The organism is Pseudomonas sp. B21-036, from assembly GCF_024748925.1.
In the GTDB taxonomy this organism is placed as follows: domain Bacteria; phylum Pseudomonadota; class Gammaproteobacteria; order Pseudomonadales; family Pseudomonadaceae; genus Aquipseudomonas; species Aquipseudomonas palmensis.
In genome coordinates, this window is record NZ_CP087178.1 from 1,465,249 (window position 1) to 1,480,365 (window position 15,117).

19 protein-coding genes and 1 tRNA gene are annotated in these 15,117 nt (G+C 61.3%); 18 read left to right on the forward strand and 2 right to left on the reverse strand.

Features of this window, described 5'->3' with window-relative positions; genetic code table 11:
- Window positions 1-5: 5 nt before the first annotated feature.
- Window positions 6-593, reverse strand: a complete 588-nt coding sequence (locus LOY33_RS25905; protein ID WP_043864302.1) for a cold-shock protein — start codon at window positions 591-593, stop codon at window positions 6-8.
- 303 nt (window positions 594-896) lie between these two features.
- On the opposite strand from LOY33_RS25905, the gene LOY33_RS06570 reads away from it, so the two are divergent.
- From LOY33_RS06570 to LOY33_RS06655, 18 genes are all read left to right on the forward strand, one after another.
- Window positions 897-1,367, forward strand: coding sequence for a Dps family protein (locus tag LOY33_RS06570; RefSeq protein WP_043864248.1), 471 nt, complete (start codon window positions 897-899; stop codon window positions 1,365-1,367).
- A 275-nt stretch (window positions 1,368-1,642) separates the two neighbouring features.
- Complete coding sequence (locus LOY33_RS06575; protein WP_054914974.1) at window positions 1,643-1,972, forward strand: ribbon-helix-helix domain-containing protein; 330 nt, start codon at window positions 1,643-1,645, stop codon at window positions 1,970-1,972.
- A 110-nt stretch (window positions 1,973-2,082) separates the two neighbouring features.
- Window positions 2,083-2,304 (forward strand): zinc ribbon domain-containing protein, encoded by a 222-nt coding sequence (locus LOY33_RS06580; protein ID WP_258662333.1) that lies wholly within the window; start codon window positions 2,083-2,085, stop codon window positions 2,302-2,304.
- 96 nt (window positions 2,305-2,400) lie between these two features.
- Complete coding sequence (gene aspS, locus LOY33_RS06585) at window positions 2,401-4,176, forward strand: aspartate--tRNA ligase (protein ID WP_043864301.1); 1,776 nt, start codon at window positions 2,401-2,403, stop codon at window positions 4,174-4,176.
- Window positions 4,177-4,297: 121 nt separating this feature from the next.
- The gene (locus LOY33_RS06590; protein WP_043864245.1) at window positions 4,298-5,044 is read left to right on the forward strand and encodes a YebC/PmpR family DNA-binding transcriptional regulator; all 747 of its coding nucleotides are present in this window, start codon (window positions 4,298-4,300) and stop codon (window positions 5,042-5,044) included.
- 116 nt (window positions 5,045-5,160) lie between these two features.
- Window positions 5,161-5,685: a crossover junction endodeoxyribonuclease RuvC gene (gene ruvC / locus LOY33_RS06595; protein WP_043864244.1), complete on the forward strand. Its 525-nt coding sequence runs from the start codon at window positions 5,161-5,163 to the stop codon at window positions 5,683-5,685.
- 108 nt (window positions 5,686-5,793) lie between these two features.
- Entirely contained in the window at window positions 5,794-6,402 is a 609-nt protein-coding gene (gene ruvA / locus LOY33_RS06600; protein WP_043864300.1) for a Holliday junction branch migration protein RuvA, read from the forward strand.
- A complete protein-coding gene (ruvB, locus tag LOY33_RS06605) occupies window positions 6,403-7,458 on the forward strand; it encodes a Holliday junction branch migration DNA helicase RuvB (RefSeq protein ID WP_043864243.1) in 1,056 nt (351 codons plus the stop codon). It begins immediately after the preceding gene.
- A gap of 125 nt (window positions 7,459-7,583) precedes the next feature.
- Window positions 7,584-8,039: a tol-pal system-associated acyl-CoA thioesterase gene (gene ybgC / locus LOY33_RS06610; RefSeq protein ID WP_043864242.1), complete on the forward strand. Its 456-nt coding sequence runs from the start codon at window positions 7,584-7,586 to the stop codon at window positions 8,037-8,039.
- A 2-nt stretch (window positions 8,040-8,041) separates the two neighbouring features.
- Window positions 8,042-8,737, forward strand: coding sequence for a protein TolQ (gene tolQ, locus LOY33_RS06615; RefSeq protein ID WP_043864241.1), 696 nt, complete (start codon window positions 8,042-8,044; stop codon window positions 8,735-8,737).
- Between the two features lie 14 nt (window positions 8,738-8,751).
- The gene (gene tolR, locus LOY33_RS06620) at window positions 8,752-9,204 is read left to right on the forward strand and encodes a protein TolR (RefSeq protein ID WP_043864240.1); all 453 of its coding nucleotides are present in this window, start codon (window positions 8,752-8,754) and stop codon (window positions 9,202-9,204) included.
- Complete coding sequence (tolA, locus tag LOY33_RS06625) at window positions 9,204-10,289, forward strand: cell envelope integrity protein TolA (RefSeq protein ID WP_043864239.1); 1,086 nt, start codon at window positions 9,204-9,206, stop codon at window positions 10,287-10,289. Before tolR ends, tolA begins: the two co-directional genes overlap by 1 nt.
- A 47-nt stretch (window positions 10,290-10,336) precedes the next feature.
- Window positions 10,337-11,587, forward strand: coding sequence for a Tol-Pal system beta propeller repeat protein TolB (gene tolB / locus LOY33_RS06630; RefSeq protein ID WP_213085823.1), 1,251 nt, complete (start codon window positions 10,337-10,339; stop codon window positions 11,585-11,587).
- Between the two features lie 52 nt (window positions 11,588-11,639).
- Window positions 11,640-12,137 carry a peptidoglycan-associated lipoprotein Pal gene (pal, locus tag LOY33_RS06635; protein ID WP_042121796.1) on the forward strand — a complete coding sequence of 166 codons (498 nt, stop codon included), beginning with the start codon at window positions 11,640-11,642 and terminating at the stop codon, window positions 12,135-12,137.
- A gap of 6 nt (window positions 12,138-12,143) precedes the next feature.
- Window positions 12,144-12,956 carry a tol-pal system protein YbgF gene (ybgF, locus tag LOY33_RS06640; protein WP_054914972.1) on the forward strand — a complete coding sequence of 271 codons (813 nt, stop codon included), beginning with the start codon at window positions 12,144-12,146 and terminating at the stop codon, window positions 12,954-12,956.
- 158 nt (window positions 12,957-13,114) lie between these two features.
- On the forward strand, window positions 13,115-13,762 hold the full coding sequence (gene queE, locus LOY33_RS06645) for a 7-carboxy-7-deazaguanine synthase QueE (protein ID WP_043864236.1): 648 nt from the start codon (window positions 13,115-13,117) through the stop codon (window positions 13,760-13,762).
- Between the two features lie 15 nt (window positions 13,763-13,777).
- Window positions 13,778-14,452 carry a 7-cyano-7-deazaguanine synthase QueC gene (queC, locus tag LOY33_RS06650; protein ID WP_058541509.1) on the forward strand — a complete coding sequence of 225 codons (675 nt, stop codon included), beginning with the start codon at window positions 13,778-13,780 and terminating at the stop codon, window positions 14,450-14,452.
- 60 nt (window positions 14,453-14,512) lie between these two features.
- Window positions 14,513-14,588: transfer RNA gene (locus LOY33_RS06655), tRNA-Lys, on the forward strand.
- Between the two features lie 157 nt (window positions 14,589-14,745).
- Here LOY33_RS06655 and LOY33_RS06660 read toward each other — a convergent pair.
- Entirely contained in the window at window positions 14,746-15,096 is a 351-nt protein-coding gene (locus LOY33_RS06660; RefSeq protein WP_258662339.1) for a DUF2493 domain-containing protein, read from the reverse strand.
- Window positions 15,097-15,117: the final 21 nt, after the last annotated feature.

Consider the following 15,117-nt stretch of genomic DNA (forward strand, 5'->3'; position numbering starts at 1 on the left):
GAGGATCAGCGACGCGGTGCCGCAATCACATCCTCGGCCTGCAGGCCCTTGTCCCGGTTCATCACCGAAAACTCCACGCGCTGACCCTCCACCAGCACCCGGTGACCCTCGCCACGAATGGCCCGGAAGTGCACGAAGATGTCATCGCCGGAATCCCGCGAAATGAATCCAAAGCCCTTGGACGTGTTGAACCACTTCACGGTACCCGTGTCGCGGTTGCTCATGTCGTAGGCAGGTGCCTGGCTGCGCGCACGGCCAACCTTGGCCAGGCCCGCCACCAGATGCAGCAGCACGGCCAGCAGAGCGCAGACCATGGCCGCGACATTGCCCAGCTCCGGGCGCAGCAGCACAGTGACCGCTTGCAATACCACTGCAAGCACCAGCAGCGCGCTGGCAGTGTGTTGCAGGTACTGGCGCGCGCCGCGGTAGTGCATTGGCAGCACAGGCACCAGGATCAGGTTGAGCAGCCCGAACAGCGCCAGGTAGATGGCATCGGGTTGTTGCAGGAAAGGGACAGCTTCGCCCCTCAGGCTAGGAATCAGGGACAGCAGCAAGGCAGCTGCGCCCGTCAACAGGTGAACGATCTTGAACATGGTGGTTTGGCTCACATTTTATTCAGGCATATCACAGGAAGAGCTGAACCCACGGTGCGCGGTTACCGATGAGGCGCCAAAGCGTGGCTGCAGCCTATGCGCCATTGCACAAAAAATGCGCAATGACGGCACAGTGCCTATTTAACAGCAAAGCCGGGTGCTTCTCAAATCAGCGGGCCAAACGGGCCGCGCGGCTGCAGCCCTGTGTCGCACGCCAGACCGGCAATCGGAGCTGCAGGCACGCGCAACTCTTGGTACAGTGCTTCCAGCATGTTGAACTGACATCACAGGAAGGAAATGTACATGGCAATTGATATTGGTATCAGTGAAGAAGATCGCAAGTCCATTGTTGACGGCTTGTCGCATCTGTTATCGGATACATATGTACTGTACTTGAAGACCCATAACTTCCACTGGAACGTGACCGGGCCGATGTTCAATACACTGCACTTGATGTTCGAAGGCCAGTACAACGAACTGGCCCTGGCAGTCGATGCCATCGCCGAGCGAATTCGTGCACTGGGCTTCCCGGCGCCGGGTACTTATTCCACCTACGCCAAGTTGTCCTCGATCAAGGAGGAGCCAGGTGTGCCGGCGGCTGAAGAGATGATCAAGCAACTGGTCGATGGCCAGGAAGCCGTGGTGCGGACCGCGCGCAGCCTGTTCCCGTTGCTGGACAAGGTCAGCGACGAGCCGACCGCCGACCTGTTGACCCAGCGCATGCAGGCCCATGAAAAGACTGCCTGGATGCTGCGCTCGCTGTTGGCCAAGTGAGTGTTCGGCGCCTGTAAAGGCGCCTGTTGAAAGACGCAAGCCCGATTTTTCTTTAGAGGAATCGGGCTTTTTTAATGGGTACTTCCTGCGTGCTGCGGCCGGCGTGGAACAGTTTCAGCAGGTGTGGTACATGAACTCAACTAAAAGGTTATTCCTACGCTGCGCAGGCTCGCGGTCTGCTGGTTGCAATACGATGAACAGCGCTTCATAGGCAGGTACCTGGATAGCAAGTATCCAGGTGATGAACTTCCTGTCAGTCAATGCGTGGGATGAATATGTCGCGAGTCGTGAATGAACGTGCATGCACCGCCGAGCAACTTCGTATGGCCCCTGGTGATCCTTTTCAGGCAGATTTCAATATGGGCCTGGCGCGCCCGCTGTCGCGTTCGGTGCGACTCAACGGCTTCGCCACCTGCTTGCGCCTGGAAGAGGTCTACTGGAAAATCCTCGAGCGCATTGCCGCCGCCAACCGGTGTACGGTCAATGCGGTGCTGTCCCATGTGGACCGCGAAGTCCACCTTCGCCACGGCGGCGTCAAGAATTTCAGCGGCCTGGTGCGGGTGATCTGTGTGGTCTACGTGCTGGGGGGCGGCGCCAAGCCCTGAACCATTCGTGCGCTGGCACGGCGGGCGGGCTGCACAGCCCCGGTTAACCATATATAATCCCGCTTTTTGCTGCGTGGCGCGGCCCGCGCAGTGGTCAACGAGATACGCCAATGCCCCTGTACGACTATCAATGCGGTTCCTGCAGCCACCAGATGGAAGTTCTGCAGAAGATCAGCGCAGCGCCGCTGACCGATTGCCCGGCCTGCCAGGCACCTGCCCTGAAGAAGCTGATTTCTGCCCCGGGCTTCCGCCTGGGCGGCGCCGGCTGGTATGAAACCGACTTCAAGACCGGCACCAAAAAGAACCTGGCGGGCGCCGACAAGGCCGACTGAGTTGAACTGTACTGCCAGGGTCTTGCACTATGGGCCCCCTGGGGCCGGCAAGGTCCACACCCGAATTCACGAATGACGAGAAGCGAAACCACCATCATGATGCGCAGCCACTATTGCGGCCAACTGAACGAGAGCCTGGAAGGTCAGGAAATTACCCTTTGCGGCTGGGTCCATCGTCGTCGCGACCACGGCGGGGTGATCTTCCTCGACATCCGTGATCGCGAAGGCATGGCTCAGGTCGTGTTCGACCCGGACCGCGCAGAAAGCTTTGCCGCCGCCGACCGCGTGCGCAGCGAGTACGTGGTGAAAATCACCGGCAAGGTGCGTCCGCGCCCTGCAGGCGCAGTCAACGCCAACATGGCCTCGGGCGCCATCGAAGTGCTGGGCTACGAGCTCGAAGTGCTGAACGAAGCGGAAACCCCGCCGTTCCCGCTCAACGAGTACTCCGACGTGGGTGAAGAGACCCGCCTGCGCTATCGCTTCATCGACCTGCGTCGTCCGGAGATGGCCGAGAAGCTGCGTCTGCGCTCGCGCATCACCACCAGCATCCGTCGCTTCCTCGACGAAAACGGCTTCCTCGACGTCGAGACGCCGATCCTGACCCGCGCTACCCCGGAAGGCGCGCGTGACTACCTGGTGCCAAGCCGTACCCACGCCGGCAGCTTCTTTGCCCTGCCGCAATCGCCGCAGCTGTTCAAGCAACTGCTGATGGTGGCCGGTTTCGATCGCTACTACCAGATCGCCAAGTGCTTCCGCGACGAAGACCTGCGCGCCGACCGCCAGCCGGAATTCACCCAGATCGACATCGAGACCAGCTTCCTGGACGAGACCGAGATCATGGGCCTGACCGAAAGCATGATCCGCAAACTGTTCAAGGAAGTCCTGGACCTGGAGTTCGGCGAATTCCCGCACATGACCTTCGAAGAGGCCATGCGCCGCTACGGTTCGGACAAGCCTGACCTGCGCAACCCGCTGGAACTGGTGGATGTGGCCGACCAGCTGCAAGCGGTCGACTTCAAGGTGTTCAGCGGCCCGGCCAACGACCCGAAATGCCGCGTTGCCGCACTGCGTGTACCGGGCGGGGCGAGCATGCCGCGCAGCCGTATCGACGAGTACACCAAGTTCGTCGGCATCTACGGTGCCAAGGGCCTGGCGTACATCAAGGTCAACGAGCGCGCCAAGGGCGTCGAGGGCCTGCAGTCGCCAATCGTCAAGAACATCCCCGAGGCCAACCTGAACGTGATCCTCGATCGCGTGGGCGCGGTCGATGGCGACATCGTGTTCTTCGGTGCCGACAAGTCCAAGATCGTCAGCGAAGCCCTGGGCGCGCTGCGCATCAAGGTCGGCAACGACTTCAACCTGCTGACCTGCGAATGGGCACCGATGTGGGTTGTCGACTTCCCGATGTTCGAAGAGAACGACGACGGCAGCTTCACGGCGCTGCACCACCCGTTCACCGCGCCAAAATGCTCCCCTGAAGAGCTGGAGGCCAACCCGGCCACCGCGCTGTCGCGTGCCTATGACATGGTGCTCAACGGCACCGAGCTGGGTGGCGGTTCGATCCGTATCCACCGCAAAGAGATGCAGCAGGCCGTGTTCCGCCTGTTGGGCATCGAGGCGGCGGAACAGGAAGAGAAGTTCGGCTTCCTGCTCGACGCGCTGAAGTTCGGTGCACCGCCGCACGGTGGCCTGGCCTTCGGTCTGGACCGCCTGGTGATGCTGATGACCGGCGCCCAGTCGATTCGTGAAGTGATCGCCTTCCCGAAAACCCAGAGCGCTGCGTGCGTCATGACCCAGGCCCCAGGCCTGGTCGATGCCAAGGCACTGCGTGAGCTGCACATCCGTCTGCGCGAACAGCCCAAGGCTGAGTAAGCGGGCCCGGGGCGCATCCACTTGGATGCGCCTTTGCGTTACGGCATACCGAATTGATTGCCCACGCCAGGTTTTTCCGGGCGGGGGCGTGGTTTTGTTTCAAGGATTTCTGGAGTCAGTTATGGCGGGTCATTCCAAGTGGGCGAACATCAAGCACCGCAAAGAGCGCCAGGATGCCAAGAGAGGCAAGATCTTCACCAAGTGGATTCGTGAGCTGACCGTCGCCGCCAAGCAGGGCGGTGGCGACCCGAATTCCAACCCGCGCCTGCGCCTGGCGCTGGACAAGGCCTTGGGCGCGAACATGAGCCGCGACATCATCGATCGCGCCGTGGCCCGTGGTGCAGGCGCAACCGAAGCCGACAATGTCGAAGAGCTCAGCTACGAAGGCTACGGCCCGGGCGGCGTGGCGATCATGGTCGAGGCCATGACCGACAACCGCAACCGCACCGCCGCGGCCGTGCGCCATGCCTTCAGCAAGTGCGGTGGCAACCTGGGCACCGATGGCTCGGTGGCCTATCTGTTCGAGCGCAAGGGGCAGATCAGCTTTGCCGCCGGTGTCGATGAAGACGCGCTGATGGAAGCGGCGATGGAGGCCGATGCCGACGACGTGGTCAGCAACGAAGATGGCTCGTTCGACGTGTTCACCTCGTTTGCCAGCTTCTACGCGGTGCGTACTGCCCTGGAGGCTGCCGGCTTCAAGGCTGCGGATGCGGAAATCGTCATGCAGCCGACCACCAGCGCCGAACTCGACCTGGAGGGCGCACAGAAGGTGCTCAAGCTGATCGACATGCTTGAAGACCTGGACGATGTGCAGAATGTGTATTCCAACGCCGAAATTCCTGACGAAGTCATGGAACAACTCGGCTAAGGTTCAGTTCTGGCGTACTCGAGGCCGGATTCGTCCGCAGGCACCTTGTGCCCGTGACGGGTCCGGCTTCTGTCTTTTTAATGGCGCCCCGGTGCGCCACTGGTTGCGCAGGCGATATGACTCTGATTCTTGGTATTGACCCCGGCTCGCGGATTACCGGCTATGGTGTGGTGCGCCACACGGCGCGCGGGTGCGAGTACGTGGCCTCCGGTTGCATCCGTACCGGCAGCGGCGAGCTGCCCGAGCGCCTGCAGGTGGTATACCGCAGCGTGCGCGAAATCATCCAGTTGCACGGGCCGGTGACCATGGGTATCGAGCGGGTGTTCATGGCGCGCAACGCCGACTCGGCGCTCAAGCTCGGCCAGGCGCGCGGCGCCGCCATCGTCGCCGGGGTCGAAGAGGGCCTGGAGATCGCCGAGTACAGTGCCACCCAGGTCAAGCAGGCGGTCGCCGGTACGGGCGGGGCCAACAAGGAACAGGTGCAGATGATGGTCATGCACCTGCTCAAGCTCACCCAGAAGCCGCAGATAGACGCCTCCGATGCCCTGGCCATCGCCCTGTGCCATGCCCATACCCGTTCCAGCCTGGTGCCGCACGGGCTGGGCGCTGCACGCAGCCGCAGTGGCCGCCTAAGGCTCTGATAGCATCATCGGTTAACACAATTTCGCTTGCCGGCCACCGCCGGCTTGCAATCATGGCGGCTGATGGCGGGCTCGATCGCCCCGGCGCCCTGGATAAAGGACCTGAACGTGATTGGACGTTTGCGCGGTACCCTGGCTGAAAAGCAGCCGCCGCACCTGATTGTCGATGTCAACGGCCTGGGCTACGAGCTCGAGGTGCCGATGACCACCCTGTATCGCCTACCCAAGGTTGGCGAGGCAGTGACGCTGCACACCCACCTGGTGGTACGTGAAGACGCGCACCTGCTGTATGGCTTTCACGAAAAGCGCGAGCGCGAGCTGTTCCGCGAGCTGATCCGCCTCAACGGCGTAGGGCCCAAGCTGGCCCTGGCATTGATGTCGGGCCTGGAGGTCGACGACCTGATACGCTGCGTGCAGGCCCAGGACACCTCGGCGCTGGTCAAGGTGCCGGGGGTGGGCAAGAAGACCGCCGAGCGCCTGCTGGTCGAACTCAAGGACCGCTTCAAGGCCTGGGAAACCGCGCCAAGCCTGTTTACCCTGGTGTCCGACGGCCCGCAGCCGGTGGCAAGTGCCTCCACTGCCGAAACCGATGCGGTCAGCGCGCTGATCTCGCTGGGCTACAAGCCGCAGGAAGCCAGCCGCGCCGTGGCGGCCATCGATGCCAAGGGCCTGAGCAGCGAAGAGCTGATCCGGCGCAGCCTCAAGGGGATGATTTAAGTGATCGAAGCCGACCGACTCATAGCCGCTACCGGGCGCGACCGCGAAGAGGTCCAGGACCGGGCGATCCGGCCATTGCGCCTGGACGAGTACATCGGGCAGCCAGTGGTGCGCGAGCAGATGGCGCTTTTCATCCAGGCGGCACGTGGGCGCAGCGAGTCGCTGGACCATACGCTGATCTTCGGCCCGCCGGGCCTGGGCAAGACCACCCTGGCCAACATCATCGCGCAGGAGATGGGCGTTTCGATCAAGAGCACCTCCGGGCCGATCCTTGAGCGTCCGGGCGATCTGGCGGCGCTGCTGACCAACCTGGAACCCCACGATGTACTGTTCATCGACGAGATTCACCGGCTTTCGCCGATCGTCGAAGAGGTGCTGTACCCGGCCATGGAAGACTTCCAGCTGGATATCATGATCGGCGAGGGGCCGGCCGCACGTTCGATCAAGCTCGATTTGCCGCCGTTCACTCTGGTCGGGGCAACCACCCGCGCCGGCATGCTGACCAATCCGCTGCGCGACCGTTTCGGTATCGTGCAGCGCCTGGAGTTCTACAACACCGCAGACCTGGCCACCATCGTCAGCCGCTCGGGCGGGATTCTGGGCCTGCCGATCGAGGACGAGGGCGCCTTCGAGATCGCCCGGCGCGCCCGCGGCACCCCGCGTATCGCCAATCGTCTGCTGCGTCGTGTACGCGACTACGCCGAGGTGCGTGGCAAAGGTGACATCACCAAGGCCATCGCCGACCTGGCGCTGAACCTGCTGGACGTGGACGAGCGTGGTTTCGATCACCAGGACCGGCGCCTGCTGCTGACCATGATCGAGAAGTTCGACGGTGGCCCGGTGGGTGTTGACAGCCTGGCGGCGGCGATCAGCGAAGAACGTCACACCATCGAGGACGTGCTGGAGCCCTACCTGATCCAGCAGGGCTACATCATGCGCACACCCCGTGGGCGCGTGGTGACCCGGCACGCCTACCTGCACTTTGGCCTGAACATTCCGGGCCGCATGGGCGAGTCGGTCAACGGCGAGGGTTTTTCCGACCTGGCCGATGAATGACAGACTTATCCGGCGTTTTCGTGGTCCTATCGGCGGACACGCATGAGTCGCGCTGGCAATACGACATAATCCGTTAAAAACAGTTGGTGGGGCGGATTGGCAAGCTGAGGAGTTAGCACTAGAGTATGCGCGCGCAAAATGGGGTTGAGTCGTTCGCACATCGCTGTCGCGTCTATTACGAGGACACCGATGCGGGCGGCGTGGTGTATTACGTCAATTATCTGAAATTCATGGAGCGTGCCCGCACCGAGCGGTTGCGCGAGCTGGGCTTTGCCCAGTCTGCGATGGCAGAACAGAACACCTTGTTCGTCGTTCATTCCAGCGAGGCGCGCTACCACGCGCCGGCCCGCCTGGACGATGAATTGCGGGTCACCGCACAAGTGCTTGAATTGAATCGTGCCAGCCTGCGCTTTGTGCAGCAGGTCTGGCGCGAGCGTGATGCAACGCTGCTCTGCGAGGGGCAGTTCCTGGTGGCCTGTGTGCGCGCCGATACGTTCAAACCCCGGGCCATTCCTTCCGAGCTGCGTGCAGCCTTTGTGGCGGCGGATGGTGCGGGTAACCAAACAATTGCAGGAGATTAAGCGTGGAAGCTAACGTCGTCGACCATACCTCCATGTGGAGCCTGGTCAGTAATGCCAGCATCGTGGTGCAGCTGGTCATGCTGATTCTGGTGGCCGCATCGGTGACCTCGTGGATCATGATTTTTCAGCGCAGCACCATGCTGCGTGCCGGTCGTCGTGCGCTGGAAAGCTTCGAGGAGCGCTTCTGGTCGGGCATCGACCTGTCCAAGCTGTACCGCCAGGCCGGCAGCAACCCGGACCCGGACTCGGGCGTGGAGCAGGTCTTCCGTGCCGGCTTCAAGGAATTCTCGCGCCTGCGCCAGCAACCGGGCGTCGACCCTGACGCCGTGATGGAAGGCGTTGGCCGGGCCATGCGCGTGGCCATCTCGCGTGAAGAAGAGAAGCTCGAACAGAGCCTGCCGTTCCTCGCCACCGTCGGTTCCACCAGCCCGTACATCGGTCTGTTCGGTACCGTATGGGGCATCATGAACTCCTTCCGCGGCCTGGCTTCGGCCCAGCAGGCGACCCTGGCCACTGTGGCTCCGGGTATCGCCGAGGCACTGATCGCCACCGCGATCGGCCTGTTCGCCGCAATCCCGGCAGTTATTGCCTACAACCGTTTCGCTGCACGCAGTGAAGTCTTGATCGGCCGCTACTACACGTTCGCCGACGAGTTCCAGGCCATCCTGCACCGTAAAGTGCACACCAGCGAAGAGTGATCAGGTAAAAGCCCATGGCTCGAGTTCGACACAAACGCAAGCCGGTCGCGGAGATGAACGTGGTGCCCTACATCGATGTGATGTTGGTACTGCTGGTTATCTTCATGGTGACCGCACCGATGCTCAACCAGGGCGTGAAGGTCGACCTGCCCAAGGTTTCCAGCGAAGCCTTGCCGCAGGACAACAACGTCCAGATCCTTACCATTTCGATCAAGGCCGACAAGACCTATTTCTGGAACCTTGGCAGCGAAGTCGACACCGAAAAGCAGATGGACAAGGCCATGACCTTGCCGCAAATGACCGACGCGGTGACCAAGATCATCGCGGCCGGACGTGACCAGGGCAAACAGACCCAGGTGTTCATCCGTGGCGACAAGGCCGTCGACTATGGCGCGGTGATGGGCGCCATGGGCGGGTTGCAGAAGGCCGGTGTCGGTAACGTTGGCCTGATTACCGAGGCGCCCTGATGCAACAGCGAGAGCCATCCGCCTCGGAAAGCTATTTCTGGCCCAGCGTCTGGGCCATCGCGCTGCACGTTCTGGTGTTCGGCATGCTGTTCGTCAGCTTTGCCATGACCCCGGAACTGCCGCCGGCCAAGCCTATTGTCCAGGCGACCCTGTACCAGCTGAAGTCCAAAAGTCAGGCCACCACCCAAACCAATCAGAAGATTGCGGGTGAAGCGAAGAAAACCGCTGCGCGCCAGACCGAAGTCGAGCAGATGGAACAGAAGAAGGTCGAGCAGCAGAAGCAGGAAGCGGTGAAGGCTGCGGAACAAAAGAAAGAAGAGGCGGCTCAAAAGGCCGAAGAAGCCCGCGAGGCGGCCGAAGCCAAGAAGGCCGACGAGGCCAAGAAAGCCGACGAGGCCAAAAAGGCCGACGCGGCCAAGAAAGCCGAGGAAGCCAAGAAGGTCGAAGAGAAACAGCAGGCCGACCTCGCCAAGAAGAAAGCCGAGGAAGAGGCCAAGAAACAGGCAGCAGAAGAGGCCAAGAAGCAGGCCGCTGAAGACGCCAAGAAGAAAGCCGCCGAGGATGCCAAGAAAAAGGCAGCCGAGGATGCGAAGAAAAAAGCGGCAGCCGAAGAGGCCAAGAAAAAGGCCGCCGAGGACGCCAAGAAGAAAGCCGCAGCCGATGCGGCCAAGAAGAAGTCAGCAGAAGCGGCGCGCAAGGCGGCGGAAGACAAGAAAGCCCAGGCCCTGGCCGAGCTGTTGTCCGACTCCACCGAACGGCAGCAGGCGCTGGCCGACGAGCAGGGTGACCAGGTGGCCGGCGACTTCGACGACCTGATTCGTGCCCGCGCAGCCGAAGGCTGGGCGCGCCCACCTTCTGCACGCAAGAACATGACGGTGGTCCTGCAGATTGGCATGTTGCCCGATGGCACCGTGACCACGGTGAGCGTTGCACGCTCCAGTGGTGATGGTCCGTTCGATGCCTCTGCGGTAGCAGCGGTCAAGAACATTGGCCGCCTGACCGAAATGCAGGGCTTGAAACCGAGCGAATTCAATCCCTATCGTTCATTCAAGATGACATTCACACCTGAGGATCTAGCCTTGTGATTAACCTTCTTAGAGGACTGCTGGTCGTTCTCTGCTGCGCAGCAGGGATGGCCGTTGCAGAAGAAAAGAACATCCTGGTCACCAGCGGCAGTGACCGTGCCACGCCGATCGCGGTCGTGCCGTTCGCCCTGCAGGGTGGCAGTGTGCTGCCCGAGGACATGGCCGATATCATTGGCAATGACCTGCGCAACTCCGGCTACTATGCGCCGATTCCGCGCCAGAACATGATCAGCCAGCCTAGCCAGGCCAGCGAAGTCATCTTCCGCGACTGGAAGGCCCTGGGCGCCCAGTACGTGATGGTAGGCAGCATCGTGCCAGCGGGCGGTCGCCTGCAGGTGCAATATGCGCTGTTCAACGTCGCCACCGAGCAGCAAGTGCTGACCGGCAGCGTCTCGGGCACTACCGACCAGCTGCGTGACATGTCGCACTACATTGCCGACCAGTCGTTCGAGAAACTCACCGGCATCAAGGGTGCGTTCTCCACGCGCATGCTGTACGTCACCGCCGAACGCTTCTCCAAGGACAACACTCGTTACACGTTGCAGCGTTCGGACTACGACGGCGCCCGCGCCGTGACCCTGCTGCAGTCGCGCGAGCCGATCCTGTCGCCGCGCTTCGCGCCAGACGGCAAGCGCATTGCCTATGTGTCGTTCGAACAGCGTCGTCCGCGTATCTTCGTACAGCACATCGACACTGGCCGTCGTGAGCAGATCACCAACTTCGAAGGCCTCAACGGTGCACCAGCCTGGTCGCCCGATGGTTCGCGCCTGGCGTTCGTGCTGTCCAAGGACGGCAACCCTGACATCTATGTGATGAACATGGCTTCGCGCCAGATGTCGCGTGTCACGGCCGGCCCGGGTATCAACACCGAGCCGTTCTGGGGCAAGGATGGTTCGACCATCTATTTCACGTCGGATCGTGGCGGCAAGCCGCAGATCTACAAAACCAACGTTTCGGGTGGTGGTGCCGAGCGTGTAACTTTCGTGGGTAACTACAACGCCAACCCTAAACTGTCGGCGGATGAAAAGACCCTGGTAATGATTCATCGCCAGCAAGGTTTCACCAACTTCAAGGTGGCCGCGCAGGATTTGCAGCGAGGAAGTGTAAAAATCCTCTCTGAAACAAGTCTTGATGAGTCACCCACTGTTGCGCCCAACGGCACCATGCTAATCTACGCCACCCGCCAGCAGGGCCGGGGAGTCTTGATGCTCGTCTCTCTCAACGGACGCGTGAGGCTCCCGCTTCCTACCGCTCAAGGCGAAGTCAGAGAACCGTCCTGGTCCCCTTACCTGAACTGACGCGGCGCTTTACGTAACACTTAACACATTGGGGTTCATTAGGAGTTTCACGATGGAAATGCTGAAGTTTGGTAAGTTTGCTGCGCTGGCTCTGGCCATGGCTGTAGCTGTAGGTTGCTCCTCCAAGGGCGGCGACAACGCTGGTGAAGGCGCTGTTGATCCAAACGCTGGTTACGGCGCTAACACCGGTGCTGTTGACGGTTCCCTGAGCGAAGAAGCCGCTCTGCGCGCAATCACCACCTTCTACTTCGAATACGACAGCTCGGACCTGAAGCCAGAAGCCATGCGCGCTCTGGACGTTCACGCCAAAGACCTGAAAGGCAATGGCGCTCGCGTCGTCCTGGAAGGCAACACCGACGAGCGTGGTACTCGCGAATACAACATGGCCCTGGGCGAGCGTCGTGCTAAAGCCGTACAGCGCTACCTGGTACTGCAAGGCGTTTCCCCAGCCCAACTGGAACTGGTTTCCTACGGCGAAGAGCGTCCAGTTGCTACCGGTAACGACGAGCAATCCTGGGCTCAGAACCGTCGCGTCGAACTGCGTAAGTAATTCGATATGCGAACGTGCCGCCGTGCTGTAACCGTCCTGGCTCTCGCCCTGCCACTCGTGGCCTGGGCCGAGGTTCCTGTTGTTGATGACAACGCTGGCTATAACGGCGCAAGCAGTTATCCGCCAGCGGGTTATGGTACGAGCGGCGCCTACGCCGGGGGAGGGGTTTCGGCCCCTGCCTCGGCGCAGGGTCAGCTGTTCATGCAATTGCAGCAGATGCAGGATCAGATTTCGCGCCAGCAAGGCGTGATCGAAGAACTGCAAAACGATGTAGCCCGCCTGAAACAGGAAGGCCTGGAGCGTTACCAGGACCTGGATCGGCGTATCGGAGCCGGCGGTGCACCCGCTGCAACTCCAGAGAATTCCTCCACCGGTGGTGACGTAGCCGCCGGTGCCGCTGCAGGCGCGGCCACCGCCCCTGCGGCCAGTAGCGAACCTGGCGACCCGGCGAAAGAAAAGCTCTATTACGACGCTGCTTTCGACCTGATCAAGGCCAAGGATTTCGACAAGGCCAGCCAGGCATTCAATGCCTTCCTGCGCAAGTACCCCAACAGTCAGTACGCCGGCAATGCCCAGTACTGGCTGGGTGAAGTGAATCTTGCCAAGGGCGACCTGCAGGGCGCTGGCCAGGCGTTTGCCAAGGTCAGCCAGCTGTATCCGAAGCACAGCAAGGTGCCGGACTCGCTGTACAAGCTGGCCGATGTCGAGCGCCGCCTGGGTCACACCGACCGGGTCAAGGGTATTCTGCAGCAGGTGGTCACCCAGTACCCGGGTACCTCCGCCGCACAGTTGGCCCAGCGCGACCTGCAGAAGCTCTGAACTGCCCGCCTGGAAGAAACCCGCGCTAGTCGCGGGTTTTTTCGTTAGAATCGATGCCCTTTTATTGACACACGCTGCTGCGAACTACGCGATGCCGGGTTCGCTGCAGTGCCTGACGGAGGCGGACAGCCTGTTTAGCTGTTACGCCCGTGGCGACTATGCAAGACACATTACGAATTACCGAAGTTTTTTACTCGTTGCAGGGTGAAACGCGTACCGCTGGGCTGCCCACGGTATTTGTACGTCTCACCGGCTGCCCTTTGCGTTGCCAGTATTGTGACAGTGCCTATGCCTTCAGTGGTGGCACCGTGCGCAGCCTCGACTCGATTCTCGAGCAGGTGGCTGGTTTTCGCCCGCGTTACGTGTGCGTCACTGGCGGTGAGCCATTGGCCCAACCCAACGCCATCCCCTTGCTCAAGCAATTGTGCGACGCCGGCTATGAGGTGTCGCTGGAAACCAGCGGAGCACTGGACATCTCGAAGGTCGACCAGCGCGTCAGCCGGGTGGTGGACCTCAAGACGCCGGGCTCCGAAGAGATGCACCGCAACCTCTACGAGAATATCGAGCTGCTGACCCCGAACGATCAGGTCAAGTTCGTCATCTGTTCCCGTGAAGACTATGACTGGGCGGTATCCAAGCTGATCCAGTATGGTCTGGAGAAGCGTGCCGGGGAGGTGCTGTTTTCGCCGAGCCACCATCAGGTCAAGGCCAGCGACCTGGCCGACTGGATCGTGGCCGATAATTTGCCGGTTCGTTTTCAACTGCAGTTGCACAAGCAATTGTGGAACGACGAGCCGGGACGCTGATTGGGGAGTGATGTCATGACTGAGAAACGTGCGGTAATCCTGCTGTCTGGTGGCCTGGACTCGGCCACGGTGGTCGCGATGGCCAAGGCCGAAGGCTACAGCTGCTATACCATGAGTTTCGACTACGGCCAGCGTCATCGCGCCGAGCTGGACGCCGCTGCGCGAGTTGCCCGTGACCTGGGTGCAGTCGAGCACAAGGTGATCGGCCTGAGCCTGGATGGTATTGGTGGTTCGGCGCTGACCGACAGCAGCATCGATGTACCCGAGACGCCGGGTGAAGGCATTCCAGTGACCTACGTACCGGCGCGCAATACCGTGTTCCTGTCGTTGGCGCTGGGCTGGGCCGAGGTGTTGCAGGCGCGGGATATCTTCATCGGCGTGAACGCGGTGGATTACTCGGGCTACCCGGATTGCCGTCCCGAGTTCGTCGAGGCATTCGAGCGCATGGCCAACCTGGCCACCAAGGCCGGTGTCGAGGGGCAGGGCTTTCGCATCCAGGCACCGTTGCAGAACCTGAGCAAGGCGCAGATCGTTCAGGCGGGCATGGCGCGTGGTGTCGACTACAGCCTCACTGTGTCGTGCTATCAGGCTGACGATCAAGGCCGTGCCTGTGGCAAGTGCGACAGCTGCCGCCTGCGTGCAGATGGCTTCCGGGCAGCCGGCGTGACCGACCCAACCCGATATTTTTGATTTTTTTACGGTGGGGTGTTGATTTCCTTAAGGAAATCAGTATTATACGCCCCACGCAACGGGTCGTTAGCTCAGTTGGTAGAGCAGTTGGCTTTTAACCAATTGGTCGTAGGTTCGAATCCTACACGACCCACCATTTCGAAAACCCGCTTTCCATGAGAAAGCGGGTTTTTTTTCGTCTGTTGAATTTCCCTCCCTGTTCAGCAACTGAACCGTGATCTGCGGGTTGACCTGGAGATTGCGTTCGCGCCAGCTCGGCTGGGTGCGAGCTGGCGCGGGAGGGGGTCACCGGTTTACGGGTTGCCTACCGAGAGTGTCTGCAGGCCCTGGCTTCGGGCCTGCTCGAGCAGTTCTTCGGTGTCTGCCCCGCCGGGCAGCGCGAGCACGATGTCCGGTCGGCTATCGGCCAGCATGAAGCGGTTGCGCAGGCGTTCGGCCTGTTTGCCGTGGTGCTGCCAGTTGGGTGGGTAGCGCACGATGTGGGCTGCGTTTTCCCGGGCCCAGTCCTCGATATGTGCACCGAGGAACTGACTGCCACCGTGGATGACCACCTGCACCGGGTGCAGGCGCTGGAAAGCTTCCAGAGCCTGCCGGCACACCCGGCTGTCGGCGTAATGGCGGCCGGCGCAAATCAGTACGCGCATAGGCGTTCTCCCTGAGCCACG

Bases quoted from the DNA above. Each gene is read 5' to 3' on its own strand.
- tolA (WP_043864239.1), top strand. From the start codon at position 9,204: ATGCAACAGCGAGAGCCATCCGCCTCGGAAAGCTATTTCTGGCCCAGC.
- LOY33_RS06575 (WP_054914974.1), top strand. From the start codon at position 1,643: ATGTCGCGAGTCGTGAATGAACGTGCATGCACCGCCGAGCAACTTCGT.
- tolB (WP_213085823.1), top strand. From the start codon at position 10,337: ATGGCCGTTGCAGAAGAAAAGAACATCCTGGTCACCAGCGGCAGTGAC.
- tolR (WP_043864240.1), top strand. From the start codon at position 8,752: ATGGCTCGAGTTCGACACAAACGCAAGCCGGTCGCGGAGATGAACGTG.
- LOY33_RS06590 (WP_043864245.1), top strand. From the start codon at position 4,298: ATGGCGGGTCATTCCAAGTGGGCGAACATCAAGCACCGCAAAGAGCGC.
- ruvC (WP_043864244.1), top strand. From the start codon at position 5,161: ATGACTCTGATTCTTGGTATTGACCCCGGCTCGCGGATTACCGGCTAT.
- LOY33_RS25905 (WP_043864302.1), bottom strand. From the start codon at position 593: ATGTTCAAGATCGTTCACCTGTTGACGGGCGCAGCTGCCTTGCTGCTG.
- queE (WP_043864236.1), top strand. From the start codon at position 13,115: ATGCAAGACACATTACGAATTACCGAAGTTTTTTACTCGTTGCAGGGT.
- queC (WP_058541509.1), top strand. From the start codon at position 13,778: ATGACTGAGAAACGTGCGGTAATCCTGCTGTCTGGTGGCCTGGACTCG.
- pal (WP_042121796.1), top strand. From the start codon at position 11,640: ATGGAAATGCTGAAGTTTGGTAAGTTTGCTGCGCTGGCTCTGGCCATG.
- ybgC (WP_043864242.1), top strand. From the start codon at position 7,584: ATGCGCGCGCAAAATGGGGTTGAGTCGTTCGCACATCGCTGTCGCGTC.
- LOY33_RS06660 (WP_258662339.1), bottom strand. From the start codon at position 15,096: ATGCGCGTACTGATTTGCGCCGGCCGCCATTACGCCGACAGCCGGGTG.
- ybgF (WP_054914972.1), top strand. From the start codon at position 12,144: ATGCGAACGTGCCGCCGTGCTGTAACCGTCCTGGCTCTCGCCCTGCCA.
- LOY33_RS06580 (WP_258662333.1), top strand. From the start codon at position 2,083: ATGCCCCTGTACGACTATCAATGCGGTTCCTGCAGCCACCAGATGGAA.
- aspS (WP_043864301.1), top strand. From the start codon at position 2,401: ATGATGCGCAGCCACTATTGCGGCCAACTGAACGAGAGCCTGGAAGGT.
- LOY33_RS06570 (WP_043864248.1), top strand. From the start codon at position 897: ATGGCAATTGATATTGGTATCAGTGAAGAAGATCGCAAGTCCATTGTT.